This window comes from Promicromonospora sp. NPDC057138 (assembly GCF_042670845.1).
In the GTDB taxonomy this organism is placed as follows: Bacteria; Actinomycetota; Actinomycetes; order Actinomycetales; family Cellulomonadaceae; genus Promicromonospora.
The window spans coordinates 85,374-111,193 of the sequence record NZ_JBHUUX010000005.1; the positions used below are offsets into that span (position 1 = coordinate 85,374).

The window sequence follows — 25,820 nt, forward strand, 5'->3', positions numbered from 1 at the left end:
AAGATCACCCGGCCACGTATCGCTGGTGCCGCACGCATGGCGCATGCTCGATTGATGGACGGAGAATCAGTTGAGCGCTGCGCTCCAAGAGTTGGACGAAGCATGGTCGGCGTACCGGTCGATTTTGACGACCTGCCGCTCAAGTCGAAGAACCGTGACTGGGGTCTCGCGGCACGGGCACGGTCCCACGCAGCCGACGAGGTCGTCGTAAATCTGCTCCGCGAGGCCACCTAGCCACGGGCTCAGAGCTTTCAGCGACCGCCGAACAGCAGCAGACCGGGGGTAACCATATGGTATTCATTTCGCTAGTTGTTGGCGCAGTCGTTGGGTTCTGGCTCGGAGGTGCCACGCATCCAATAGTGGGATGGCTGGCGTTCCTGTTCATTGCAGGCGGCGGCTGGTATGGCCTCATCCAGTTCGGGCGCGAAAGAACTCATGCGCGACGCGTCAGGGAGTTTGCCGCGGCCTCAAAAGAGGTCGGGATCTGGCGACCTCTTTCCGCAGCCGATCTCAGGATCATAATGGAGAGTTGGCTGACCGAGCGGAGACTGTCTCGAATATCAGCAAAGAGATTCTTAGAGACTCGGGTGCTTCCGGATCTGCCTGCGCCGGAGTCTGGTGACTATGTCACTGCGATCATTCCGAACGATAATTTCGTACGCTATGCCCGGGTTCTTCGCACAATGCCCGCCTCTTCGCCAACGATTCCCGATCAAGTCGAGATAATCGACCTGAAGACCGGGGAGAGGATCAAATTGCCGCCAGGGCGTGCGATTACCATGTCTCAGGAAACGGCCCGGCTGTTTCTGCGAGGGTTGGGACTTGACGAGAACAGCGAGTGAAGGAACGCCCGGCTATGCAGTCCGGTCGACCAGCCCGCACCTGTGATTAAGTCTGATGCCTAGCGGGCCGCGGTGGGGGTGCGCGCAGGGCGCGCAGCGCCCGGAGCGCGGGGGACCCTGCCGCGGCCCCGCCCGGCGCCGCGGAGCGGCGCCCTTGATCTGATAGAGGTCAATTCGGCAGCAGCCCTCCATCCTTGGAAGGATGACGACCATGGATCACTTCGATGGAGTCTGTACCATGCATCGCGACGTCTGGCAGACTCCGAACATGAGCCGTGACTTCGATAGCACGTTCTATGAACCAATCGTTTGCCCGTCGCATTCGCCCGCACGTCGGGAGGCAAGTGGCAATGGCTAGCTTCGGCGGTGTGGACTTGGGTGCTGGCAGCTTCGGAGTATTCCAACTAGCATCCGATTCGGACCGGGAGTTCATATACCCATCAGAAGACGGCTCCGAGGTTGTGATCCCGGCCAGCAGTAGATACATCGTCGTGCGGAACTGTCGAGGGAGCAGTTTTCAGGCAGTGCACGAAAATGCGCACGCCGCAGCGAACCGCTGCATTGATGTCTACTTTGGTCAAGGTGGGCGCCCGTTAATGCTGGCCCAAAAGGACAGCGCGTACATCGCGGGATGGACATCGGAGCGCGGTCGCACACTCCGGATATTAACGAGGGCACAGACTACCGCCCGGTTCAGCGTATCCGGTGAGGTGCGTGACTCCGAAGGAAACATTGTAGTGCAGACACCAGCGCCACCAAAGGCGTGGCATGAGTGTCTCCGTTACTACCGCGTATCGGAGTCTTCTTCGGACCTTTACGACTCGTTTCGAAACCTATACCTTGCACTGGAGTCCCTACTGAGCGAAGTCGTTCCTCCCGCGAGGCGCGGTAGTGCAAGCCCAGAGTACGGCCGGTTTAACCCACGTAGAATACTGCGAGGCATTCTCGGAGTGCGCAGGAGCTCTTTGGCCACATCAGAGGGTGACAGTGCGTGGCTTAAGCGGGCGCTGCGCACCGTGGACCAGACCGTCGACTTGACTAGATATGCGCCAGTATCCAAGAAGGCAACCTACAATGCCATTCATCGCGAGTTGTACGTGAACCTTCGCACAGCCATTTTTCATGCTAAGTCTGGATGGGCGACCTGGAGACCGCAGGATTGGTCATCGCGTGCAGCGATCGTGTCAGCTCGTCTCCGCTACGCCCTGATGTTCCGCGCGCTATCGGCACACTACTTCGACATTTCATATTCGAGTGGCGGCATGTCTCAGAACTTCTGGGAAGGAGCAATGGCCAAGCTACTCGAAACATGGGGTGTGTTCGTGAGCAGCGACACAACCCCGATCGACGAATCGCTCGAACAACCCCCGTTCGTTTCCGAGGCCGGAGCGCTTCTGACATTGCCAACGGTCGCCGCCGATGATATGCCTTTAGATTGGTGTCGAGGCGTGAAGGGTACTGAGGTAGCAGAGACCGTCCACCAGGCCGTCCGTGAGATTCGCAGAATCGGGACCACACAAGCGGGGATGCCAGCGGTTGTTGAGGACCTGCCCGCGCCGCTCGTCGTCGACGGCCTAGACGAATTTGAAGTGGTCGTGCTTCTCGAGGGCCGCAACTATGGCGCTCCCCGCGAGGACTTCGAGACTTAGAGCGTTGTTCAGCGGCGTGGGCGCGTCCATGAGGTGGTGAGGCGCTGACCTGCGGCGTTGCGGGTCGGGGTCAAGGTTCGGCAGGTAGCGCAACGGCCCTCGCGTCCGGTTGGATCCAGGTTGTCTACGCCAGGTTCCGAGCCGATCGAAGGGCCGATGCGCTACCAGAGTACTTGCGGGCTGAGCCCTGCCCAGACGACCGAGTTGATCGCCCGCGCATGGGACGTCCACCAGGGCCGCCGCCCCGGCGAGCGGTACGACTTCACGCTGCCGTTCGGCCAGGCGGTCGTGATGATCCTGATCCTGGTGCGGCACAACCTCGCCCAGCAGCTCACCGGCGATCTGTACGGCGTCTCCCAGGCCACGGTCTCAAGGGTCTACCGCTACCTGCTGCCGATCCTGGGGATGGTCACGATGATGGACCGCACTCACCTCGCTGACGCGCTCACCTCCGGCGTCGTCCTGGTCGACGGAACACCGATCCCGACCGGCAACCGCACGGCCACGGGGAAGGAGAACTTCAACGGCAAGCACCGCAAGCAGGCCCTGAACGTGCAGGTCGCCGCGTGGCCCGACGGCACGCTGGCGGCTGTTTCCGCACCGGTGCCCGGCCGACGCCACGACTCCGCAGCCCTGCGCCTGGTGGGCTGGGCCGACCAGATCGCGCACGCCCGCCACCAGAACCCGGACCTGGCGGTCGTAGCCGACTCCGCCTACGGCGCCCATACCGAATGGGCCGCCCGCCCCAAGCCGGCGAACGAACCCCGGCCCGCCGAGGACGTCCACTTCAACCGTGCCATCGCCAGCTTCCGCGCCCCCGTCGAGCGGGCGATCGCGCTCCTCAAGCAGTGGCGCATCCTTTCGAACGGCTACCGCGGACGACTGACCGAACTACCAACCATCATCCACGTGATCGCCAACCTGGAGTTCTACCGACTGGCCACGTGAATAACGCTCTAAGCCGAGTAGCTGCTGTAGCGGGCACTCCCGTCAGTCGGTTTCGTCACTGAAAACCGCTTGCGTGGCCGACTTTGCCAATTGTGCCTGTGTGGTCGCCGAAAGGCCGAGCCGGTTCCACGCGAAGATCACGTGTAGAGCGATGATCGTACGTATCCCGCGTGTGAGGTTCCCGCTGTCGCGGAGTAATCGGAGGGTGCGGCCAGTCTCTTCGTAGGTGGAGAGCCAGTCGCAGCCCACAAGATCGGCGCGGGCTTCTCCGAGCAGGAGGTGGCGTACACCGCTGGTGTAGGACGCCCAAGCCTCAGGGCCGGGTGGTTGGGCAGGCAGTTCGGTGCGTTGCTCGGCGACCTTGGCCCAGACGTCGCCTTGTTCGTTGAGCTCCAGTCCGGCAGCGCGCATCAGAGCGGTGAACAGCACCAGGGACCGTTCTTGTCGCTCGCCCGCGTGGTCCTTGAGGTAGGTGAGGAGATTTCGGCTGTCGCCATGGAAGAGAGCATGGGCCGCGTCCATGCCGCCGGCGCCGCCGAAGGCGTGGGTTTCCGGTTCGTAGATGTCGCTGGTCCAGGCGACTCCGCTGGTCAGGAGTGGACGGACGGGGTCGAGGTCGGATGGACTGGCGAGGAGATAGCGAATACGCCATCGCCCTTTGCGGATGAAGAACCAGGCGGTGATGAGTCCGTCGGATTCAGCGGCGGGCAAGACACCGGCCAGGTGCGTAATGGCTTGGTGTTCGCGCTGTTCCCGGTCCGCGCGAGGGTAGTCGATTGTGACCTGTCTCCAGGCGGTCTGATCCATAGCAGATTCCTTCATCAGCAGAGCAGGAGCAATGCGTCCCAAGCGGTTGTGGTTCCGGTGACGGCCAGCTCGGCACCTGCGCGGCCGTCGAGTAGTCCCGCTGGTTCGTTGGCCGTGGCGGTGGTGTGGTGGAGGGTCTGAAGGTGCTCAAGGGAGATCGGTGCGAGTGCGTCGGCGGCGATCCGCCGGCTGGTAGCCAGGAGGCCGGCGGTTCCGTGGCACAGCCCTCTATCGATGAAGCGTCCGGTCTGTGCGGGATCGCTGATGCAGGCGGTGAATGCGGTCTCGACGCGACGTTGTCGGGCGGTGTCGCCGACTGCCCGGGCGGCGAGCTGCAGGGCACGGGCGATACCAGGGGTGCCGTAACACCAGGACGGACGGCCCGGCCCGCGCTGGACGAGGGCGCCGCGTTCGAGGTCGGTGCGGATGAGAGTCTGCGGCCACCAAACCGAGCCGGCGATGGTCTGCTGTTCCCAGATGTCGAGCCAGGACAGGACCCTGCTGATGGCGTCGGTCTGGCCGTCGACATGGAGGCCGTCGAGGTGGGTCAGGGCCAGGAGTGACAGCGGACCGGTGATGCCGTGGGCGAGACCGTGGTTGCTGTGCCCGCCGGCGGGGTCGGGCTGGTCGCGGCTCGGCCCGTTGCGACACCACCAGCCAGGAAGCGACCCCATTGGTTCAGTGAGGCGTACCAGGTAGGTGAGGACGTCATGGAGCAGGTCGAGGTTGCCGATGCGCCGCAGGGCTACACCCAGGCCGGTCAGGCCGCGGATCAGGTCGTACTCGGCGTAGTCGGGACGACGGCGTTGGTCGATCCGCCGATTTGCAGCCTCCAGCTTCCGGCGGGTGACGGCTGCGGTGCCGTCGGCGGCGACCGCGCGGGCGCGAGCTAGCTCTGGCCATGAGCTCGTGGCGAGGACGAAGCCGAAGGCGGGAGAACCGTAGTAGAGGCTCGCGTTGTCGGCGATGGTGACACCGTCGGCGGCAGCTTCCTCCAGCGCCGTGAACGCCGCCATCCGGTCACCGGTCTCCAGGTGCAGCAGGGCGACCCCGGCCGCTCCTTCGGCGAGCGACTGTCCGGTCGTCATGAGGTTCTCCGGGCAGCGTCGGTCAGGGCAAGATCGGTCAGTGCGAGGGATCGGGCCAGGCGCAGGCAGTGTCGTTCTGACTCCAGGTCGACGCCGATCATCCGGGCATGGTGCATGTGCAGCAGGTCGGCCAGGACCCAGTCGACGTCGAGGTCGTCGTGGTCGATCAGTGACCGGTAGGCCGCGATGGCGTCGATGAGGCGCTGGTCGCCGTGGGGCTGGCTGGCTGCGGCGAGCTGGGCGCGTTCCAGACGGGGGCCGCCGTGGTGGGGTGCATGATCCGCGAGCCAGCGGGGACCATCGCCGGTGAAAGCGTGCGCGATAGCGAGCATCCCGGCGGCGGTCGACGCTTGCCGGTCTCCAGGCAGGCGGCGCAGGACGGCGTGGGAGTCCGCAGCGAACACGGCTTCAGCTGCGGCCAGGGCTCGGCCGGTGCCGTACCGGGTCTCAGGTCGATAGGTGTTCAGGGTGTAGTCGACCAGGACGCCGTCGTCGTGGAGCTGTGCGGCGTGCCCGGCAAGGGTGTGAGCGGCTTCGGCGTACGTGACGTCGGCGAGCGGGACTCGGACCCGCAGGTGGTGGGCCGGGTGGGGGTAGCGGATGAACCAGGAGCCGCGGGGCAGCCCGGTGCGGGCGAAGTGGCTGAGGATGGGTTCGGTTGGGCCTTGGAAGCGGGCTTCCAGCCACTGCGCAGTGCCGGGCCGGTGCTGGAGCGTGTTGGCGGGCCTGGTCGGTCGGGCGGCCGGCTGATGCGCTGGTGGTGTGCTGGTGAGGGTGAGGAGAAGTTCGGCCGGCCTGCCGCCGATCCAGCCGGACGGGCCGGGCGCCTCGGTGAGGATCGCGCTCGGATTCCGGTCGAGGTGACTGCGCAGGAGGGCGAGGTGGGCGTTCTGGTCCAGGTCGAGCCGGAGCCTGACGTCGTCGTCGCCGAGCAGCACGTGCCGAGGGATCCGGTGGCGGTCCCGGTGCTGCTGCCAGCCGTCGTGCCACCGGGTCCACGCTGCGCCCCGCGTGGGCAGGGACGTGCTCGCGACGGCCCAGCGGGCAGGGTGCAGGACGGAGCGACCTCTTCGGATCCTGGGCAGGAACGGCAGAGTGCTCGCGTACCCCCACCTGAACGGTGTGCATGGCGCGTTCCAGGCTGTCCAGATCTCGGTGAGGAACCGGACCAGGGGCTGCTGGGCGGCCGCGAGCAGAACAGCGTTGACCAGCAGCGGTTCGATCACCTGACCGGTCGTGCGGGACACCAGCCACAAGCGGCGGGCGTCGCCCGCCACTGCGAGGTCGTCGACCGTGTATGCGGGGTCGGAGTGAAAGTCGCCCACAGGCAGGACGGGCAGGAGCTCCGAGGTGCGGGCAAGGGTCGCCAGGCGGATTTCCAGCGGGGGCGCGGACAGCTGCACGAGCTGCGCGCCGGGCATCACGGTAGGCAGGCCTTCATAGACGGTCTGGAACCGGTCCTGCTCGGCCGGACCAAGCAGGTGCAGGAAGCGCGCTGCGGCGACGCCGGCGTGGCGGGCACCGCTCACCACGGTCAAGGTGAACTTGCCCCGGTCCAGGTCGGTGACGGTATCGGCGGCGAGGGTGAAGCGTAGTTCTGTGTGCGGGATCGGCGGTCGGTCGTCCTGCACGGTGAGCTGCCCAAGCAGGTCGTTGTCCAGGACCACCTCGGCGCAGTCATCCAGCGCGGACTGCTGAGCAAGACTCACGAGCAGGGAGTCGGCGGCCGTGAACGGTAGCGGCGCCGGGCGAGGCGCGCCGCGGTAGCCGTGTGGAAAGCCCAGTACGGCAAGGACGTCGCGTAGCGGTACGGCCGCGCCCGGTCCCCACCGGTCGAGGAACGCCGCATGGTAGGCGTCCCAGCCGGGCAGCCGAGGAGCGATGACGGTGAGCGTGTCGGCGGCTTCTTGTGCTTCGCGGACGACGGCGAGCGGCAGCGTCACGGCACAGTCGATCCGCCGGTCGACCGTGACCCGGTCCCCGGGAGCGGAGATCACGCCGTGGAGTGCGAGATGGGCAGCCGGGTCGACGCTGGTCATCGGCGGCCGAAGGTGCGAGACCAGCACGCCCTCGCGCACCAGGGCCGCCAGCAGCAGCTCGACATCGCCACGGCTTGAGGCGAGCTTCTCGGCGGTCGCGGCGGCCAGGTCCGCGAAGGCGAGCGGCACGCGCGCAGCCTCGACCGCAACCCGTACTGGCTCCGTCAGGTCGATCTCGACGTCCCACATCCGATCGTTCCCGGCGCGGGAACTCGGCAGCACCCATACCTCGCCTCGGACGTATCCGAGGGCGTTCGTGACCACCCAGGCTGCGCGGAGCGCGGCAAGGTCCTGTTCTGCTGCAGCAACGTGCTCCGTGATGTGTCGGTCGTCGGGGCGGGCAGCGTCGTGGTGGTTGTAACCCCAGGCCACTGCCGCGTGGGGGCCGAAGGTGACCGGCGCGATGCCCGCGAAGCGGCCGAAGGGTGTCGCGCGAGTCGTCCACCGCAGCAGGTAACGAAGGACTGTCTCGGTCAGGCGACGGAGCCTGCGGGTCGTGATCGGGTCGTCAGAGAGCGTCGCGACGATGCGCGCGGCCAGGTCGGGGGCTGCCTGGGTGACGGCGGCGGAGAACTCCGGCAGCTCCCACACCTGTGACAGCCAGTCGATCCAGTGGTCGGGCTGGTCGGGCTGGTCGGTGGTCAGGTCCGGCCAGGCCGGCAGAACCAGGTTTGAGGGGTAGGCGGCGGCCCTGATGAGAGCCGCGTCCGCGTTGTGGAACACGTGCCGATCCACGCTCCAAGAGTCGGTGAGATGACGCGGGCCCGGCCTGGGAGAGGCCGGGCCCGATCAGCGGACGGATGTCACTGGTTCCCGCGGTTGGTGCCGACGGCGGTCTTTCCGCCGGTGCAGGCGTCGGATCCGGTGTTGCCCGACCCGCAGTCGTCGTCGGTGTTGGTGGCGTAGGCGCTGGTGCCGGGCCCGGCGTCGACCAGGCGAAGGTTCAGGACAAGGTTCATGGGAGGCTCCGTTCTAGTGGTTGGTGAAGGAAAGGACGAGGCGGCTGTGCCGCTTGCCCAGAATCGCCCCGTCCGGCAGATCGGCGTCCGGGGTCGTTGCGGGAAGAACGTCCAGGGAGGGGGCGGGGCAGCCCGCCTCGACCCAGGCACGCATCTGCCCAACCATGTGTTCGGCCGCGGCTCCGGCATCGGGGCCGTGAGCGTAGGAGCCGAGGTCGAAGTGCTTGTCGGTCCAGCGAAGCTCCGACCGGTAGGCGAACGTACGGCCCGCCAGGGTTGCCGGGGAGCCGTGCTGCCACCCCGGCGCGACAACTCCAGCGGCGATGGCAGCGTCCTGTGCCGACAACAGCACGTTCTGCGCGCCCTGGCGGATCGCCAGCCAGGTGTCCAGGTCCGACAGAACGGTGCGGGGCGGCAAGCTCACCCCGGCCCAGGCCTCCACGCGAGGCTGGTCCAGGATGCCCTGCAGAGAGGCCACATCGACCTGCTCACCTTCGTCCAGCCGCAGATGGACACCTTCGGCGAGATCGATGTAGCGGGTGGCATTCGCTCCGTCTCCTTGCATGGCGACGAACCCGCACAAGCGATGGCTGACACTGGTCAGGCGGTCACCCGAGCGGCGTAGCGCCCAAGACCGGGTGGTGCCGTACATCCGCAGCGGCACGACAAGTACGCCGTCGTCGGTCAGCTGGTCGCGCCAGGCCGGCGGAATGTCCCACGCACCAACCGTGACGATAATCAGGTCGTAGTGGCGGCCCTCTTCGATGGGGTGCTCGGCGTCCGCGCGCACCACCGTGATGTCGTTGTAGCCCGCCGCGCTCAGGCAGGCTGATGCCCGGTCGGTGATCTCGCGGTCGATGTCGACCGTGACGACCGATCCGGAAGGGCCGACGAGCTCGCGCAGGAGCGCGGCGTTGTATCCCCCGGATCCGATCTCCAGGACATCGCGTCCGTCCAGGGATCCGAGCGCATCGGCGCCCTGGCCCAGCATCTCCGCGATCAGATATGGCGCCGACACTGAACTGATGTTCTCGCCCGTCGGGAGCTGCTTGGTGATGATGGTCTTGTTCTCGTACGCCCGCTCCACCGGAAGTCCCGGTGTGAACAGCTCGCGAGGAACGGTCCGCATCGCCGCCTCCACGTCCGGGCGCAGCATTAGCCCTTTCCCCCGGTGATCGGCGGCCAACTGGTCGACCAACGCGTTGCGAAGGTCTTGGCTGCCTACGGTGCTTACGCTCATCCCTGGTATCCCTTCAAGGTGTTGAAGACCGCCACGAATCGGCCGGCCTGTGGATTTCCGCGCGGACGACCTGCTAACAGACGGTCCGGCGTTCGTGCTCCTCCACCGCGCGGCTTTGCTCGACCATCAGGTCTCGAAGTGCGGACGCACCTGGGACCTCTTGGTGCTCCCGGAGCGTGCGCTTGATCGGCTCGTTCCGGTACTTGGCGACGTTTGTGACTGCGTCAGGCGGTTGTGGTCGCTCCTGGCCAGCACGGTATAGCCGATCGCGCGGCCCCAGGAGGCGGGCGCACGATGCTGGACCGTTTCGCGCGAACGACTGGCGCCGAATCGGAATCACTGGCCCCAGCCAGACGAGGCCGGATGTCGCCCTGCTGAGGATCATGCGGCGACGCCTCCGCGTGCGGCGAGTGCGTCGCGTACGTATTTGTGTGCGAGGGCGACCACGGCGTCGGTGGTCAGGTGCGTGGTGTCGATGGTCTGCACGAGTGCGCCCTGGCCGGCGATGTGCTGGGCGGCCTCCTGGTGGTACGCAGCCTCTTCCTGGCTGGAGGCGCGTTGGTCCTGGTATCGGTTGTGCGTCCCGCGTCGGGTCAAGCGCCTTCGAATGACGTCGTCGTCCGCTGTGAGGGCGAGAAGGAGGTCAGGCGCACGGACCGGCTCGTTGAGGGCGCGGAGGTAGACGGGATCCACGCTGTCCAGACGTTGCATGACCAGGCCCGACGCGATGTACCGGTCGGTGATCACAATCGCTCCGGCAGCGAGGCGCGGGTCGATCTCGTGGGCGAGGTGATGATGCCGGTCGGCGGTATAGAGGCAAGCGAGAGTGACGCCGTCCGCGGTGTTCGTCATTGCACGTGCGAGCGAGCCGATAGGCCCGTCTGAGGGTTCAGCCGTCCGGTGCACTGTGTGGCCGTCGTCAGCCAGACGGATGGTGAGCGCCCGGGTAAGCGTGGACTTGCCCACGCCGCTCGGCCCGTCGACCGCGACGAACAATCCCGTGCTGATCGGCGTGCTCATGGCAGGCCATGTGGGGTCGTGGCCGCTTCGTGTCCAGCCACCTCTTGGTTGTGCTCAGGATGATGAGCGGGGCGGTCGGGCACGAGCAGCCGAACGGAGACCTGCATGAGTGCCTCCTTCGTGGACGCAGCTGAATGTCGACGCAAGCCGGATCGGCACACGCGCACGGCCACTGTGCGTCGATTCGCCCCTGCCGGGGAGGGCATTCTGAGCGACCCGATCCGGCATTCTGGAGCTATGCCTCCCGGCGCCTGACGCCGGTCGCTATTCTGAGCGTTGGCCTTCATCTTCATGGGAAGCGCGAGAGGGGGAACTCGTGGCCAACGAGCACTTGCGTCGGCTCAGGGAAGCGATGCCGTCGCCGTCGGGCAGCGGTTTGCCCATGACACGCGCAGAGCTTGCTGCTGCGGTGAACCAGTACATCTGGACAACGACCGGCGAGGAATGCCACCTCGACGTCGACACCCTCGCCCGATACGAGCGCGGGCAGCTCAGATGGCCCCGCGCCATGTATCGCGACGGGCTTCGTGCCGTCCTGGGCGTCGAGTCAGATGCCGACCTCGGGTTCTTCCGGACGCGACGTGGGAAGAGCACCGACCCGACACGCTCGGCGGCATCTGCCCGCGAGGGCACTGCCCCGGAAGGCTTGATCGATCACGTGAATCGACGCCAGTTCCTGCAGACGCTAACCATCGCAGGCATGAGCGCGTCCATGGACGAGTTTGCGCACGAGCTCGACCGGCTCGCACCAGCTCGGGTTGTCACCGAGGCGGACATCGCTCAGCTGAGTTCCGTCGGTGACTTCTTCACGTCCTGGGCGCATGTCCATGGTGGGCACGAGATCGGACGTGCCGTCTCTGTCGAGATGTCCCGCGCTGTCGACCTGCTCAAGACTCCTTGCCCGCCGCGACTCAAGTCCCAGCTGCTAAGGGCTGTCGGGCAGCTCGGTGTAGCTACGGGGTCGCTGCTTTTCGATGCGCATCAGCATCAGCTGTCCGAGCGGATCCTGGCGTTCGCGACCGCATGCGCGGAAGACAGCAAGGACTGGAACCTCCGTGCAAAGGCCTTGTCGTGGCGGGCGCGCCAAGCGGTCTGGATCGGCGACGTCGATGCGGGCATGACCTTCGCACAGCTCGGCCTGGTGCGTGGTGATCGCCTGACCGCGACGGAGCGGGCGATGCTGCACACAGCGGTTGCGCGCGCCCACGGTCGGCTCGGCGACGTGCAGGCAACATTCCGCGCGATCGGGGAAGCCGACGAGGCATTCGCCGGCGCAGATCCCGCAAACGACGTTCCCTGGATGGCGTACTACGACCACGCCCAGCATTCTGGCGACACGGGGCACGCCCTCTACGAGCTCGCCGTCCACGGTATCCACGTCGAGGAGGCCACGCGCCGGTTCGCGACCGCCGTCGCCGAGCACCCCGACACTTACATCCGGTCTCGCGCTTTCTCTGGGTTCAAGCTCGCGGCCCTGACAATGCATACCGGAGACCCGCATCAAGCTGTTCAGTTCGCCGAAGACGCGGTACGCGACGCGGCCGGTGTCCGGTCGCAGCGCGTGCGGCGCACGGCGCTGGAGATCGCCTCGCCCGCGGCGCGCCACCAGAAGCGGGACGACGTCGCCGCGATGCTCGCCACGCTGCAGACCGTCGGCACCGCCGCATGAGCCTGGCAGATCGGATACTCGACGACGCATGCGCGCAGGTCGAGATCCCCTCGGCTGGCGCGGAACTGCTTCGGGACGGTGAGAACCAGATCTACAGGCTGCCCGGCAAGATCGTCGTCCGCATCAACAAGCCGGGCCAGCAGAAGGTCGCGGCCCGCGAGGTCTTCCTCGGCCGCTGGCTCAACGACAACGGCGTGCGCGCCGTCGAGCTCCTCGCCGTAACGCAGCCCGTTGTTGCCTTCGACCACCCGGTGACGTTTTGGCACGAGCTACCGCCACACCGACCGGGAACGCCCCAGCAGGTCGCGCAGGCGCTCAGGCAACTCCACGCTCTTCCCGTCCCGGACCAGCTCGCGCGAGACAAGGTCGCGCCGTTTGTCCGCCTCCACGAACGTGCCACCGGAGCGCAATGGCTGCCCGACGACGACCGCGGCTGGCTGCTCGGTCAGCTCGCGGACCTCAAGACTCGTTGGGCGGAACGACCAGCGGGACTGCCCGAGGCGGTGATCCACGGCGACGCATGGGCCGGCAACGTCGTCGACGTCGATGGGCAGGGCGTCACACTGATGGACCTTGAACGTTGTTCCGTCGGACCTCCGGAGTGGGACCTGACGTCCACCGCCTGCCGACTGACCAGCTTCGGCACGCTCTCGGCGGCAACCTACGCCGAATACTGCGATGCGTACGGATTCGATGTCACCCAATGGGCAGGCTTCGAACTTTTCCGCGACATCCGGGAACTGCGGGTGACGTGCTTCGCCGCCTACGTCGCACAAAGCCGTTCCAACCTTCGCGACGACGCCCAGCTCCGCGTGGACAGCCTGCGCGGCCGGAACGGCCCTCGACCCTGGCGCTGGAAACCTATCGAATGACCCGGGCGCGGGTCGAGTATCGCCTGGTCAGAGCGCCCCTGGTTAGGCTGGACGGGTCCTTGGCGGACCCCGGAGGAGACTGCCGTGTCCAACGAACACTTGCGCCGCAGGCGCGAGGCGACTCCCTCACCGTCGGGCAGTGGTCTGCCCATGACGAGGGCCGAGCTCGCCGCGGCCGTAAACGAGTACATCTGGAGCACGACGGGCGAGCGCCGGTACCTCGACGTCGACATGCTCGCGCGGTACGAGCGCGGCCAGAATCAATGGCCCGGCTCGCACTATCGCGACGGGCTGCGCGCTGTCCTGGGGGTCGAGGACGACGCCGATCTTGGCTTCCATCCCACCCCGCGAGGCCGCGCTTCCCGTCCGACGCCGAGCACAGAAGCCGTGGCCGAACGAGCGGGTGATGGTTCTGGTGAGCTGCTTGAGCGCCTCGTGCAACTTGAGTCGGAGTACGACAACCGCCCCGCCGGACTGTTGTTGATCGACTCAGCGCGACTGCTGTCGGAGGCGATGTCCCAGGAGAGCGGCACCGAGCGTGACCGGCTTGCTGGTGAGGCCCAGGCTGCGATGCTCCTCGGCAAGATCGTCTGGGACGCGTCCACCCGACGCGACAGCGCCGCCCCGCGCCAGTACTTCGGTCAGTCCGCAAGAGCCGCGGCCCGCGCCCGCGACAAGGTTGGCGAGGCCAGCGCCTGGCTGCGGACGTGCTACGTGGCGTTGTACAGCGATAAGGTTCCAGTCGACGGACTGGCCCTCGCCCGGCGCACCGCAGACGTCGCGGCTAGGTCGAGCAAGGTGCTGGCCGGTCTAGGGCTCCTGCATGCGGCAGAGGCACTCGGGATGCTCGGCTCGGCGCGCGAGGCAACTCGAGCGCTGGGCGACGCCGAGAACCTCCTGCAGGCCGCATCTCCCGACGACCCCGCGACGTCCTGGTTCACGCCCGACACGCTCGATCGGATGGCGGGATCGGTCTACGTCTCTCTGGGTGATGGCCGACGTGCAGAGCGCAGGCTCCAGATCGCCTTGGCCCGAGCGCCCGAGCGGTCCAAGACTCGTGCGATCGTTAGCGCCAACCTCTCACTCGCGTTGATCCGGCAGCGTCGACCCGAACAAGCTGCTGTCGTGCTCGGCGAGGCACTCGACGTCGTGGAGACCACCCGTGGTGGTGGCGGGATGACCATCGCATTCCAGGCAGGTCGCGAGCTCGCGCCGTGGCGTGACGTCCACGAAGTCGCCGACATTCGCGAACGGCTCCTGTCGCTGGGAGCCTCATGACCAGCAGCGCCCGACCTGAGGGCACGGACCTGGACCGGGAGAAGAACGCACTGCGCCGGGACGTGTGGGACAGGCTCGAGGCCGCAGGTGTCGTTGAGCCTGGCGTACACGGGCACATACCTGACTTCGTAGGTGCCAATGCTGCTGCGCAGCGTCTGGCGGGACTCGACGCTTGGACCACCGCGGCGGTAGTCAAGGCCGTCCCGGATGCTGCTCAACGTCCTGTCCGTGCTCTCGCACTGCGTGCGGGGAAGCTTGTGTACATGGCTGTGCCGCGACTGGCCGAGGCCCGCCCCTTCCTGCTCCTGGACCCGGCCGTGCTGCCGGAGCCGCCCGCAGCGGCTGCTGACCGACACCAGGCCGCGCGCCTCGGGGAACCGGTCGACATCAACCAGATGCGGGCCATTGATCTCGTGGTGACGGGCAGCGTCGCCGTTGATGAGTCAGGCGGCCGACTGGGCAAAGGAGCCGGTTACGGTGACATCGAGGTCGCACTGCTGACCGAGGCTGGGCTCATAGGCGACCAGACGACGATCGTCACCACCGTCCACGACCTCCAGGTGATGGACACATCAGTTCCTGAGACGAGTCACGACTTCCACGTCGACCTCATCATTACTCCCACCCGCGTCATCACGACCGCGCGGCAGAAACGTCCGTCGGGAATCGAATGGGCTTCCCTTCCTGAGGCAAAAATCCGCGCGATTCCGGTGCTCGCTGCGCACAGGACGACAAGGCCGTGAGCCACGATCAGCAAGCCACCATCGGTGCCCGTCGTGACTTGGAGGGGTCACGGAACGACCACCCAACGTGGCTACCCGAGCACGATCGCCGTGGGCCTGCCGGAGCGAAACCCTCCCACGCTGTGGCCAGAGTCAGTACCCTGAGCGAGCGCTACAGCAACGCGATCGTCCATGCCGGCGGTAGGAGGGAGCCCATGGCGAACGACTACCTGCGCCGTCGACGCGAGGGAACCCCGTCACCATCGGGCAGCGGACTGCCCATGACTCGGGCTGAACTCGCCGAGGCCGTCAACCAGTACATCTGGAAGACCTCTCATGAGGAACGCCACCTGGACGTGGACACCCTCGCACGCTACGAGCGTGGCATATCGCGCTGGCCCAACGCCGTCTACCGCGATGGGCTCCGTGCTGTCCTTGGCGTCGAAACGGACGCCGACTTAGGGTTCCACGCGACCCGGCGTGGGAAGACCGCGATCCCCGACCTCAGTGCTTGGGTCGCTGGCTGGCCCGCACTGCGCGATGCTGGCGATCTGCCAAATCCGGGTACGGGGATGGACGAACTCCACCGGGCAGTGCTGTCGCACACCTCAACCAAGCCGAACCGAACTGACACCACTGACTCATCCGCTGCGGTGCGCCAGCACGTGGCGACCGCATTCGAGGGGTATCAGGCCGGACGCTACGAAAACGCCGCGCACCACGCCTCCGCCGCGTTGATTGCAGTGGGTTCGGAGACCAGGGCAGCCCACGCAACCGACCCGCGCGTGATCGCGCTTGCCTATCAGATCGCGGCGATCGTGCTGAGCAAGGCTCGGCATACCGAACTTTCCCAGCTTGCTGCTGATCGGGGTGTGACCGCCGCCGAGGTAGCGGGCGATGCATGCCTGCGACTGTCCCTTATGCGCACTGCAGCCTTCACGAAGGCTGCCACCGGGAACCACGCCGGAGCGCTTGCCACCATTGCCACAGCTACCGGCGACTTCGAGCATCAGATGGGCAAGACACCGTTGTCCGCGTCGGTCTACGGCACGATGCTCCTGACCGGCGCACTCCTGGCGGCCGGGCAGGGCGACCAAGTTCGCGCCGACGACTACCTTGACGAGGCGCAGCGGGCTGCCCAGGTCACCGGTACCGATCGAAACGACCTGTGGACGGCGTTCGGCCCGTCCAACGTCGCGATCCACCGGACCAACGTGTCGGCCGCTATCGGAGATATGGATACCGCTTTGGCGACCGGCGGAACACTGCGCGTGGACCACCTGCCGATAGAGCGGCGGGTAAGGCTTCATCTCGACGTCGCGCGGGCCAGCCTCGCCGTCGGCGACCGTGAAGACGCGCTCGCGACACTCGTTCGGGCGGAGATGACGGCGTCCTCGCAGGTGCGCCATCATCACATCACGCGCGACGTCGTGACCCAGTTGATCTCAAGCAGCCAGCGCAGCCCCGGTGTCGAGCTCAGTCGTCTCGCCCACCTCGCCGGCGTTCCGCTCACCCCGGCCTGACCCGATCGCGTGTGGAGACGGCCCCGGGGCCGGGGCATGCGGGAGACGGCGTGCGGCGTGGTGATTACGACGCAACCAGGCGCCGCGTGAAGCCTGCCTCTACGAGTCGGTCGTACGCGGCCCGCACCGTCGCGGGCACGTGGACCGGCACCGCGAACCCGGCTTCCGCATACGCCCACAGGCGCTGTGTGTCGCCAACGAGCATGTTCAGTACTCGGTCCGGGTCGGCGATGGACTCGATGTACTCCTCCAGCTCCAGCCATCGCGCCGAGCACACTAGGTCGAGGTCGGGCCAGACCTTGCGGGCAGTGGCCCAGGCGCGACGCTGCTGGTACGGCCTGCTGACGATTGTCGCCGACGACGCCTTCACGTCCTGCGCGGCCAGCAGGTCGCGCGTGAACGTGAAGTTCTCACTGGTGTTGGTCGCCGTCGGTTCGACGATGATTACCTGGCGCGGGACACCGAGTTCCTGAGCCCGTTCAGCAAACTGCACCGCCTCACCCCGAGGGAACCGCTCGACAGTCGTGGGCGCGTTCGCCCCTGTGAACACCAAGAGCGGGAAGCGCCCCTCCCTGAACAGGTCGGCGGCGTGCTCCGCAACACCGATGTCGTGGCCACCCAGACCGATCCCGATATCGGTTGACCGGCCCTCATCGGGCATCTGGTGAAAGTCCCACAAGACCTGGGCGTCCTGGATCACACTGGCGGAAAGCATGGCGACCAGTCTGGCACGCAGCCTGCCGCGAACGGTTCGAGTCGGAGCGATGGCCCGCGACATTCCACTTCTCACCGTGTGGAACGCAGCCGGCCAGCCGTTAGCGGCAATCCCCGGTCTTTCAGATGGCGGGTCACTGCACCAATTCGGCCTATGCCGAGCCCATGATGTCTCGCACAGAATGCCGGACAGCTTCTCTCTGAATGCCCTCCTGTAATGCGGGTGTGGTGGTCGATGGTGGATCCACTACCGATCATCGCGCGATCTGCCCGCTCCAACGGCGTGGCAGGCCGCCGCGCGAGGAGGACCGATGAAGGACACCACGCACAGTGCCATGCACCGCCGCATGATCGCGCTGGATCTCGACGGGACGCTCGTGCCCGACGGCACGGGCGACCTTCCTGATACGACGCGAGAGGTCGTGGCCGACGTCGTCGCGGCAGGACACGACGTGGTCGTGGCGACCGGCCGCTCATTGGTCGGGGCACTGCCCATCGCGACTGCCCTCGGCCTGAACGGCTCCTGGATCGTCGCGTCCAACGGCGCGGTGACAGCGCGTGTCGACCAGTCGTCACCCGGTGGGTACCGGATCGAGACCTGCCAGACGCTCGAAGTCGAGCCCTTGCTCCACCTCGCCCGCCAGGTGTGCCCCACGGTGCGCGTCGCCGTCGAGGAAGTCGGATGGGGCTACCACGTCTCTGACCTGTTCCCGAAGGGTCAGATCAACGGGCGACAGTTCGTGGTGAGCGACGACGAACTGTGCCTCGAACCAGTACCGCGCGTCGTGCTGGCCGCCCCGGACGCTGCCGAGGTCCTCCTGGAACCGGTCCGTTCCCTGGGCGTGATCGCCAACGTCGCAGGCCCGCACTGGCTGGACGTGACACCGCCTGGGACGTCGAAGGCGTCCGCACTGGAGTCCGTCCGAAGGACGCTCGATGTGGCGTCTGAGCGCACAGTCTTCATCGGCGACGGGACGAACGACCTGCCCGCGATGGCATGGGCCGCGCGGTCGTACGCCATGGGACACGCGCCCCGCGCCGTCCAAGCCGCCGCCGACTACGTCACAGGGACGCTGGCCGAGCACGGTGCCGCGCTCGCCCTGCTGGATCTGCTCGCCCAGCCCGTGACCATTGGGGTGTCACCGTGACGGTCATCGCCCCACCGGTGCCGCTGGTCGCCCAGCTCCGTGCCGTCGTCGAACGACTGCACCCGCGTACGTACCCCGTATCAATCCGGGCCACCCTCGACGGTACTGGTTCGCGGCTCACGTCATGCGCGCTGTGGACCGGCGACTTCGACGCCCTGTGGGCACATCGGACCGATCTGCCTGCAGCACTCGGCCATACCATGCTCGACCTCGAACGCTCCCTGCTGGCCGTCGGCTACATCTACGCCCTCACACCCAGCGGCAGAGCGAAATGGCGATACGACCCCGAGCACGGCGGACTCCATTGGCTCGAGATCACAAAGCCCTGGTGAACGCAATCATCCTCGCCACGATCAGCTGAGCGATCCCGGACGACCGCGGTCAAACCCCGAACCTGCCCGCCATTCCTTCGGGACCAGGAGCTCCCCAAAGCTGGCTGGAGTCAGTGACCTCGAGCTGCTGACACCAGCCCCTGTCTCCCGGCCGGTGACGTGCGGAGAAACCGTCACCGGCCGGGTCCCAGCACCTCCCAGGAGAACGCAATGCCGACCCACCATTACCAAGCCGATCACCGCACGACCGGGCCCCGCGAACCCCAGGTACGTGCCAGCCGCCGTCCGATCGGGAACGCCCCGTGATCGCTACCAACCACCGCCCCGGACAGTCGGCCCGAGACGGCTATTTCGGGGGACGTGGAAGCTATGACCCAGCACAATCGCTGGCCGACGGCGAGCTCGCCAGGATGCTGCTCGCCATCGAGCTGGCGATGACGACCTCGCCGGGCTCCTGGGAGGAGGTCACCGACGCACTGCTGACCGCAAAACAGACCACGCCCGACAAGTCCGCGCGTGCAGACCTGTTCTATGGAGCTCCGGCACTCGCGTTCGTCCTGGACGCGACCGGGGTCCAGTACCGCGCCCGGTGGGCTCACGAGCTCGCGGTCCTGGACCGGATTCTCGTCGACCTGGCCGCCGAGAGGTTGGGTGCCGTCACCATCCGCACCGAGGCGGGAGCTCCGACACGCGGCAGTGAGTTCGACCTGATGACCGGTCTGACCGGGCTCGGCATCGTGCTGTTACGTCGTGCCGTGCACCAGCCGGAGCGCCACACCCAGCTCGACGAGGCGGTTACCGAGGCGCTGTCGGGCATCCTGACCTACCTGGTGGACCGTTCGATGGACCGTATCCTCGCCGGTGTGCTGCTCCCGGGGTGGTGGAGCAGCACACCGCCTCGTCCAGGCAACCTGGCCGGGCCTGGACGGCCGAGTGGGCATGTGGACTTCGGGATGGCACATGGTGGCGCGGGCATCCTCGCGTTTCTCGCTGCCAGCCTCCGCGCCGGGTACACCGTGCCGGATCACGACGCAGCGATCCGAAACATCACCGGCTGGTACACGCGGTGGCGGCAGAAGACCCCCGACAAGGTGACCTGGTGGCCACAGCGGCTGAGCCTGGAGGAACTGCGCACCGGGCGCGTACGGCAGCCGACACCGACCGAACCCACATGGGCGCACGGGACGCCAGGCATCGGGCGGGCACTGCAGATGGCCGCGATCGCATTGGGCGACGAGCGAGGACGGCTCGCGGCCGAGGACACCATCGCGTCGTGCCTTACCCAGCGAGAACTCAACCGGATCACCGAGCCTGACCTTTTCGCCGGCGCCGGCGGCACCTACCTGACCGTGCTGCGCGCCGCCGAAGACGCCGAAACACTCATGCCCCTGCACATGACCGGCCATTCGCTTCCACCCAGCAGGGTGGGGGTGGCGGCCGACGCAGTGTCGCGCACCAGCCGGGTCCTGCCCGACCCGCACGACACCGAGTTCTTGTGGGGCAGGTTCGGTTCCACGTTCGTGTTCGAGTCGCTACGCAACCGGGCTTCCCCGGTCTCCGAGGGCGACGGCGTGCTCGGGATCGGGTGGGCCGAATGACCGCCACGATCGCCTACCTCCCCACGATGCTCATGCCGCCCCTGACGCCAGGCCCGACACATTCGATCCCAGACCCCGCACCCGACCCGAGACACGTCGAAGGCTGGCTACCGATCGACGTCGAGTTCTTTGACCAGTCCCGGGCGGTCATCGTCGGGGCCCACGCCGTGGCGCCTGTGCTGGACGCGTTGTGCGAGCGGCACGGTGGCCAGTGGTGGCTCCTGAACCAGCAGCCCGGTTGGCGGGTCTATCTACAGGATGTGCCGGTGACCGAGGTGGCTGTCGCGTTGGACCGGGCGTCTCGATCCGGCAACGCGGGATCCTGGACGGCGAACCTCGTCGCCGCGCAGAAGCAGACCGCGCCGGCCCAGACGTCCGGGGTGGCTGGGCAGGCCAGACGCAGGAGTCAAGTCCTGGGGGATCTGCACTGTTGTGACAGCCGTGGCGTGCTCGACTACTTGCGCGACAGACCCTTGTTGGCCCCACGGCATGTCGCCGGGATCCTGACGCCTGTGTTGTGCCGGGCCGCGGGTCTGGGTGACGCATCAACTGCGGACTTCGTCGACCGGCACTGGTTGCATGCCGCACAGCTGGATGAACCTGCCCGGGCGCGGGCTCAGGGCTTGACCGAGATGCTCGGCTCCTTGCTGCGCACGCCCGCTACCCGGTTGTTGGAGCTGGACTCGTATGGGGCCCGGTGGGCGGCCGGGGTCACCCATGCCGGAGAACGCATGGGGAAGGTCGGACACGCAGGCTTCGTCTCGACCCGTGGCGAGCCGACCCCTGAGGTCGTGCAACACGACCTGCGGTCCGCCGTCGCGGCGCAATGGAACCGGCTGGGCCTGTCACCGACTGAGCAGGTCGTCCTTGCTGTCGCAATCCGCAACGTGCTGTGGACCAGGAGGAAGAAACAATGACGATCACCTCGACCGGCAGCCGGACGGCGACGCCCACCACCTCGGTGTCCACGGCTACCGCCGGCTCCACGGACGCGGAGCAGTTCGCACTGATTGCGGCTCTGTTCCCGCTGGTCGCCCGGCCCCGGCCGGGCTGTCCGTCACTGGGCCAGCGCATCGACGACATCGCTGAGGCAGGGCGGGCCGCGTCGACCGCAGATGACACGGCCGGGGTACTGACAGCCGCGACCCGTGCCCTGAACCGGGCGGTGCTGATCGCCGCGGACTGCGGTGAGCCCGGGTTGGCCCGTGGGTTGTGCCGTCGTCACATCGACGCCTACGCCGGCCAGCCCCGGGCGCTGACCACGATCGAGGCCACCCGGATGCTCGGTCCAGCGATCAATCTCGCCCGCCTGCGTGCCGGGCGGGGTCCCGACGGTGTCGTGACTGGCCTGGGCTTGCTGATGCGGGCCGCACGTGACCAGGTGCCCTACACGATCGAGGGGGCGACACTGCCGCTGGGCAACGTCCACGGGAGCGTCGCCGAGCGACGCACGATGGTGAACCTGGTCCGCTCCCACCTCGTGGTCGCCGGTACGACTGGCCTGGCAACCGCAGGCCGATGGAGTGACGCGGTTGACGTCGCTCGTGCGTACGGCGGGATCGGCCGTCGCCTGCTGGAAGGCCGGCAGACCCTGATCCTGGACCGGGTCACGGCCGGCGACCTGCCCACCGCGCGCGGACTGATCGACCAGACGGTCCCGCAGGACGCCTGGGAACGCGCGGTGATCGCGTGCCTGACCGCCCTGTGCGCCGCGCCGCAGCTCCGGCACGAGGCGATGATGGTGATGTTCGACCAGTACCGCACAAGCGTGCACGGCACTGTGCCGGGCGACGGGGACGAGCACTTCCGTGCCCGGCACGGTCTGGCAGTGGCCACGATCGCCGCCAGCGGTGCGCCGGGCGCGGACCTGGCGGTGCGGCGAGCTGGGGAGGACGTCGCGGCGCAGGTCGTGGCGCAGGCAACCGAGTCCCTGGACGGGTACATCGCTCGGGACGTGCTGCGCCACCGGGTCACCTCCCGGGTGGCGACCTACCAGCAGCACACCGCCTTGGCGCGGATCGTGGAACGCTCGGGCCTTGTCGGGGGCACCCTGATCGGCAAGACCCGCCAGCGGCTGACCACCGCCGTCGAGCAAGCACTCGCCGCCGTGAGGCAAGCCATATGAGCGCGACCAGAACCCGCGTCGACCAGGTCGCCGATACCCTGGCCCAGATCGCGGACCTGTGCCGGGTCGAGACCGTGGACGTGAGTGCGCGACATGGGGTGCTCTGGGTCGAGACGAACACGATGACGCTAGGCAGCACCACCGTGGTTGCAGTCAGCGTGCTCGCAGCGCTGGTCACGACCCGCACGCCTGCGGACGGTGCGTTTCTCGCGGCCGTGCTGGACCTGCCAGCAGCCACACCATTGCTGGATGCGCTCGGCTCAGATGCGGATCAGCAGGGCATCTGGTGGTGCGGGTGGCTGGCCGGCGACAGCCCGCACACGCCATTTTCGATCACGATCGTCTGTGACGCCCGGTCGTGAACCACGTGGTGGGCGGTGCCGTGGGTGGCGAGGGCTGGGCCAGGAGCGGGCGCAATGACCTGCTCCGACGTCGGCGTGAAGCGATGCCGTCGCCGTCCGGTCACGAGCCCGGGATGACGCAGGCCGAGCTCGCGACCGCGGTGAACGCCTACGTGCGGGCCACCACGGGCAGGGCCGCGCTGCTGAGCGCCGATGCGATCAGGCGGTACGAGCGGGGCATCGTCCGCTGGCCCAGCGAGGTCTACCGTGGGGCGCTGCGCAGGGTGCTCGAGGCCGACACCGACGATGAGCTCGGCTTCGCCCCGACCCCCCGCGGCGCGTCTGAGGCGACGTCGGACATCGAGCCGGAACACCGGCCAGCGCCCGACGACGGGGACGGACGAGGGATGTCAGTGGTCACCGTGCCGGACTTGATCCGGCAGGCCCGCGACCTTGCCACGCCCGCGACCGTGACCGGAGCCGACCTGGCCAGCCTGCGGGCCCAGGCCGACCACCTCAACGCCTGGGGCTACGCGCACGGCGGCGGCGCCCTCCGCACCACGATCGCCGCCCAGGCCGCGCACGCCGTCGGTCTGCTGCGCACCGACTGCCCACCCCGGCTGCGGGACGACAAATTCGCCGCCGTCGGACAACTCGGTGTGGCCGCGGGTGCGCTGCTGTTCGATGCACACCGGCACACCCTGGCCCGACGGATGCTCGACTTGGCCACGAACTGCGCCGTCGAGTGCGACGACTGGCACCTGCGCGCCAAGGCCCTGTCTTGGCGCGCGCGGCAGGCCGTCTGGGTGGGCCAGGCCGAACAAGGGCGGACCTATGCCGAGCTGGGGCTGGTACGCGCCGACCGGCTGACCGCGACCGAGCAGGCGATGCTGCACACCGCCCTGGCCCGGGCTCACGCCGCCGCCGGCGACGTGCAGGCCACGCTGCGCGCGGTCGGCGCCGCTGACGAAGCATTCAGCAATGCCGACCCCGCAAGCGACCCGCCGTGGATGGCCCACTACGACGAGGCCCAGCACCTGGGCGACACCGGGCACGCGCTGTTCGACCTCGCGGCACGTGGTGACCACGTCGCCGACGCGACCCGACGCCTGGCCCAGGCCGTCGCCGAACACACCGACCAGTACGTCCGCTCGCGCGCGTTCTCCGGATACAAGCTGGCGACCCTGACCCTGACCGCCGGCGACGTCGACCACGCGACCAAGATCGCCCAGCAGGCCGTTGTCGATGCCACCGAAGTCGCGTCCCTGCGGCTGCGACGGACCGCCGCCGAGTTGATCACGGCTGCCAGGGAACACCCCGGGAACGGGACCGACGTGCTTCTGGAGATGCTCACCAAGGACGGAACGCCAGGGTGAGCTGACGGCGCATCCACCGGACGAGTCCGGAGAGGGAGAGCCGGCGCGCCATCCGTGCCCAGAATGACGGCGCGTAGAGGTAGACCGGTAACCGGGCGTGGCCGTTGGTGATGAACCCGCGGTTGGCGCCCAGGTCGGCCACGTCGACGGCCAGCCGGATGCCAGGGAAGCGAGCGAAGAAGTCGCGCAAAGTGACGAGGGCTTCTTCGATCGCCAGCGTCGCGCCGACGCAGTGGTGCGGGCCCCAACCGAACGCGAGGTGCTCCATGTCCTGGCGGGTCGGGTCGAAGACGCCTGGTTCGGCGTGGGTTAGCGGGTCGCGCCCGGCGGCGCCGACGAACATCAAGACCGCGTCGCCCTCGCGGATCAGGACGGTGCCGTCCTGGTTCTCTCCACCGTCGACGCCGTCCTTGTCGTTCACGCGGATGCGCAGGTCGGTGCGCGCGTAGCGCAGTGGTGCGCATGCCACCGGCGACTCGTAGCGCAGGGCCTCCTCGACGACAGCTGCCCAGGTGATCCGGTCGGCCTGGACGGCGCCGAGCCAATGCGGGTGGGTCAGCAGCAATGTGATCGCCTGGTCGATGAGGTTGACCGTGGTCTCGAACCCGGCGGTGATCACCAGTCGGATCGTGCCCAGCACCTCCCGATCGGTCAGCCCCGCGGCCGGCTCAACGTTCTTCTTCCGCTTGCTCCTCTTGCCGTTCTTGGCACCCGAGTCGTCGCCTGGTGTAGCGGGCGGATGCAGGTCGGCCAGTAGGTCGGTGGTCAGGTCGTCACCGGGGTGGGTCTTCTTGAACTCGACGAGCTCCTGGAGGACCTGCCCGAGCTCGACCTGGTTGGCCTGGGCGAGCTCGGAGCTGATGGTGGTGTCGAAGATCCGGTCCACGCAGGTGCGAAACTGCGGACGCAGGTTGTCGGGGATCCCAAGCAGCGCGCTGATGACTTCGATCGGGACGGGGAAGGCCAGCTCCTGGCGCAGGTCGACCATCCGGCCGCGGCGTCCGGCCTCCTCGAGGCGGGCGAGCACCTGGGCGGTGATCTGTTCGATCTGGGGTCGCAGAGCCTTGATGCGGCGGCTGGTGAACGCGGCCACCATCGGACGCCGCAACCGCTTGTGGTCGTCCCCGCCGGCGTGGAACGCGTTCTCTGGCTTCTTCGCATGCCCGCCAACCCAGGGGAGCATCGACCAGTTCTCCGGGACGTTGCCGTCCTGGTAGTCCTTCCAGTATTTCTTGTCCTTGGACACGTCGGTGCCGCTCATCAGGTCACGCATGATCACCGGGTCGGTGATGCCCCAGGCCGGCATACCTTCGGGCAGCAGGATCGGCACGACCTTGCCCCGCTCGCGCAGGTCCTGCATCAAGCTCTGGAGATCGCTGCCGGTCGGGTCGACGGCGTAGGGGTCGGGCTGCGTCACGCTGGGGTACGGGTGCACGAGGAACCTCCATCACAAAGTGGAGCCCGCGGCGGGCTACCGGGACACGTTCGGGTCGAGCGGTTGGGGCCTGCGGTGACAGGGTGGTGATCGCC

23 protein-coding genes are annotated in these 25,820 nt (G+C 67.5%); 15 read left to right on the top strand and 8 right to left on the bottom strand.

The features are described 5' to 3' along the window. The first annotated feature begins 359 nt into the window (after positions 1 to 359). The 3 genes from ACFT2C_RS05355 (at position 360) to ACFT2C_RS05365 (ending at position 3,439) form a co-directional block, all read left to right on the top strand. Positions 360 to 842 (top strand): hypothetical protein, encoded by a 483-nt coding sequence (locus ACFT2C_RS05355; RefSeq protein ID WP_377205975.1) that lies wholly within the window; start codon positions 360 to 362, stop codon positions 840 to 842. Between the two features lie 1,262 nt (positions 843 to 2,104). Continuing rightward, positions 2,105 to 2,491, top strand: coding sequence for a hypothetical protein (locus ACFT2C_RS05360; RefSeq protein ID WP_377205976.1), 387 nt, complete (start codon positions 2,105 to 2,107; stop codon positions 2,489 to 2,491). 204 nt (positions 2,492 to 2,695) lie between these two features. Continuing rightward, on the top strand, positions 2,696 to 3,439 hold the full coding sequence (locus ACFT2C_RS05365; RefSeq protein ID WP_377205977.1) for a transposase family protein: 744 nt from the start codon (positions 2,696 to 2,698) through the stop codon (positions 3,437 to 3,439). Positions 3,440 to 3,481: 42 nt separating this feature from the next. Here ACFT2C_RS05365 and ACFT2C_RS05370 read toward each other — a convergent pair whose 3' ends face one another. From ACFT2C_RS05370 to tmk, 6 genes are all read right to left on the bottom strand, one after another. Further along, the gene (locus ACFT2C_RS05370; RefSeq protein ID WP_377205978.1) at positions 3,482 to 4,246 is read right to left on the bottom strand and encodes a thiopeptide-type bacteriocin biosynthesis protein; all 765 of its coding nucleotides are present in this window, start codon (positions 4,244 to 4,246) and stop codon (positions 3,482 to 3,484) included. A gap of 14 nt (positions 4,247 to 4,260) precedes the next feature. Then, positions 4,261 to 5,334: a lanthionine synthetase C family protein gene (locus ACFT2C_RS05375; RefSeq protein ID WP_377205979.1), complete on the bottom strand. Its 1,074-nt coding sequence runs from the start codon at positions 5,332 to 5,334 to the stop codon at positions 4,261 to 4,263. Continuing rightward, complete coding sequence (locus ACFT2C_RS05380; protein WP_377205980.1) at positions 5,331 to 8,108, bottom strand: lantibiotic dehydratase; 2,778 nt, start codon at positions 8,106 to 8,108, stop codon at positions 5,331 to 5,333. Before ACFT2C_RS05380 ends, ACFT2C_RS05375 begins: the two co-directional genes overlap by 4 nt. Before the next feature lie 68 nt (positions 8,109 to 8,176). Further along, the gene (locus ACFT2C_RS05385) at positions 8,177 to 8,332 is read right to left on the bottom strand and encodes a hypothetical protein (RefSeq protein WP_377205981.1); all 156 of its coding nucleotides are present in this window, start codon (positions 8,330 to 8,332) and stop codon (positions 8,177 to 8,179) included. 13 nt (positions 8,333 to 8,345) lie between these two features. Continuing rightward, positions 8,346 to 9,572 (bottom strand): methyltransferase, FxLD system, encoded by a 1,227-nt coding sequence (fxlM, locus tag ACFT2C_RS05390; RefSeq protein WP_377205982.1) that lies wholly within the window; start codon positions 9,570 to 9,572, stop codon positions 8,346 to 8,348. 381 nt (positions 9,573 to 9,953) lie between these two features. After that, entirely contained in the window at positions 9,954 to 10,592 is a 639-nt protein-coding gene (tmk, locus tag ACFT2C_RS05395; RefSeq protein WP_377205983.1) for a dTMP kinase, read from the bottom strand. Between the two features lie 316 nt (positions 10,593 to 10,908). Between tmk and ACFT2C_RS05400 the strand changes: the two genes are divergently transcribed. From ACFT2C_RS05400 to ACFT2C_RS05420, 5 genes are all read left to right on the top strand, one after another. Continuing rightward, positions 10,909 to 12,261 carry a hypothetical protein gene (locus ACFT2C_RS05400; protein ID WP_377205984.1) on the top strand — a complete coding sequence of 451 codons (1,353 nt, stop codon included), beginning with the start codon at positions 10,909 to 10,911 and terminating at the stop codon, positions 12,259 to 12,261. Beyond that, positions 12,258 to 13,133: a phosphotransferase enzyme family protein gene (locus tag ACFT2C_RS05405; RefSeq protein WP_377205985.1), complete on the top strand. Its 876-nt coding sequence runs from the start codon at positions 12,258 to 12,260 to the stop codon at positions 13,131 to 13,133. The genes ACFT2C_RS05400 and ACFT2C_RS05405 overlap by 4 nt, the downstream gene beginning before the upstream one ends. Positions 13,134 to 13,217: 84 nt before the next feature. After that, the gene (locus tag ACFT2C_RS05410) at positions 13,218 to 14,411 is read left to right on the top strand and encodes a hypothetical protein (protein WP_377205986.1); all 1,194 of its coding nucleotides are present in this window, start codon (positions 13,218 to 13,220) and stop codon (positions 14,409 to 14,411) included. Further along, positions 14,408 to 15,154: a 5-formyltetrahydrofolate cyclo-ligase gene (locus ACFT2C_RS05415; protein WP_377205987.1), complete on the top strand. Its 747-nt coding sequence runs from the start codon at positions 14,408 to 14,410 to the stop codon at positions 15,152 to 15,154. The genes ACFT2C_RS05410 and ACFT2C_RS05415 overlap by 4 nt, the downstream gene beginning before the upstream one ends. A 194-nt stretch (positions 15,155 to 15,348) precedes the next feature. Then, complete coding sequence (locus tag ACFT2C_RS05420; RefSeq protein WP_377205988.1) at positions 15,349 to 16,656, top strand: hypothetical protein; 1,308 nt, start codon at positions 15,349 to 15,351, stop codon at positions 16,654 to 16,656. 64 nt (positions 16,657 to 16,720) lie between these two features. Here ACFT2C_RS05420 and ACFT2C_RS05425 read toward each other — a convergent pair whose 3' ends face one another. Next, entirely contained in the window at positions 16,721 to 17,434 is a 714-nt protein-coding gene (locus tag ACFT2C_RS05425; RefSeq protein ID WP_377205989.1) for a YdcF family protein, read from the bottom strand. A 247-nt stretch (positions 17,435 to 17,681) separates the two neighbouring features. Here ACFT2C_RS05425 and ACFT2C_RS05430 point away from each other — a divergent pair, with 247 nt between their 5' ends. The 7 genes from ACFT2C_RS05430 to ACFT2C_RS05460 all read left to right on the top strand — a co-directional run bounded on the left by ACFT2C_RS05430 (position 17,682) and on the right by ACFT2C_RS05460 (position 24,290). Next, a complete protein-coding gene (locus ACFT2C_RS05430; protein WP_377205990.1) occupies positions 17,682 to 18,518 on the top strand; it encodes an HAD family hydrolase in 837 nt (278 codons plus the stop codon). Then, positions 18,515 to 18,850: a hypothetical protein gene (locus tag ACFT2C_RS05435; protein WP_377205991.1), complete on the top strand. Its 336-nt coding sequence runs from the start codon at positions 18,515 to 18,517 to the stop codon at positions 18,848 to 18,850. Before ACFT2C_RS05430 ends, ACFT2C_RS05435 begins: the two co-directional genes overlap by 4 nt. Before the next feature lie 302 nt (positions 18,851 to 19,152). Continuing rightward, a complete protein-coding gene (locus ACFT2C_RS05440) occupies positions 19,153 to 20,448 on the top strand; it encodes a lanthionine synthetase C family protein (protein ID WP_377205992.1) in 1,296 nt (431 codons plus the stop codon). Then, positions 20,445 to 21,365 (top strand): hypothetical protein, encoded by a 921-nt coding sequence (locus ACFT2C_RS05445; RefSeq protein WP_377205993.1) that lies wholly within the window; start codon positions 20,445 to 20,447, stop codon positions 21,363 to 21,365. The genes ACFT2C_RS05440 and ACFT2C_RS05445 overlap by 4 nt, the downstream gene beginning before the upstream one ends. After that, positions 21,362 to 22,573, top strand: coding sequence for a hypothetical protein (locus ACFT2C_RS05450; protein WP_377205994.1), 1,212 nt, complete (start codon positions 21,362 to 21,364; stop codon positions 22,571 to 22,573). Before ACFT2C_RS05445 ends, ACFT2C_RS05450 begins: the two co-directional genes overlap by 4 nt. After that, positions 22,570 to 22,935, top strand: coding sequence for a hypothetical protein (locus tag ACFT2C_RS05455; RefSeq protein ID WP_377205995.1), 366 nt, complete (start codon positions 22,570 to 22,572; stop codon positions 22,933 to 22,935). The genes ACFT2C_RS05450 and ACFT2C_RS05455 overlap by 4 nt, the downstream gene beginning before the upstream one ends. A 113-nt stretch (positions 22,936 to 23,048) precedes the next feature. Beyond that, complete coding sequence (locus ACFT2C_RS05460; RefSeq protein WP_377205996.1) at positions 23,049 to 24,290, top strand: hypothetical protein; 1,242 nt, start codon at positions 23,049 to 23,051, stop codon at positions 24,288 to 24,290. Here the strand turns inward: ACFT2C_RS05460 and ACFT2C_RS05465 are convergent. Next, positions 24,265 to 25,725: a cytochrome P450 gene (locus tag ACFT2C_RS05465; protein WP_377205997.1), complete on the bottom strand. Its 1,461-nt coding sequence runs from the start codon at positions 25,723 to 25,725 to the stop codon at positions 24,265 to 24,267. The genes ACFT2C_RS05460 and ACFT2C_RS05465 overlap by 26 nt on opposite strands. Positions 25,726 to 25,820: the final 95 nt, after the last annotated feature.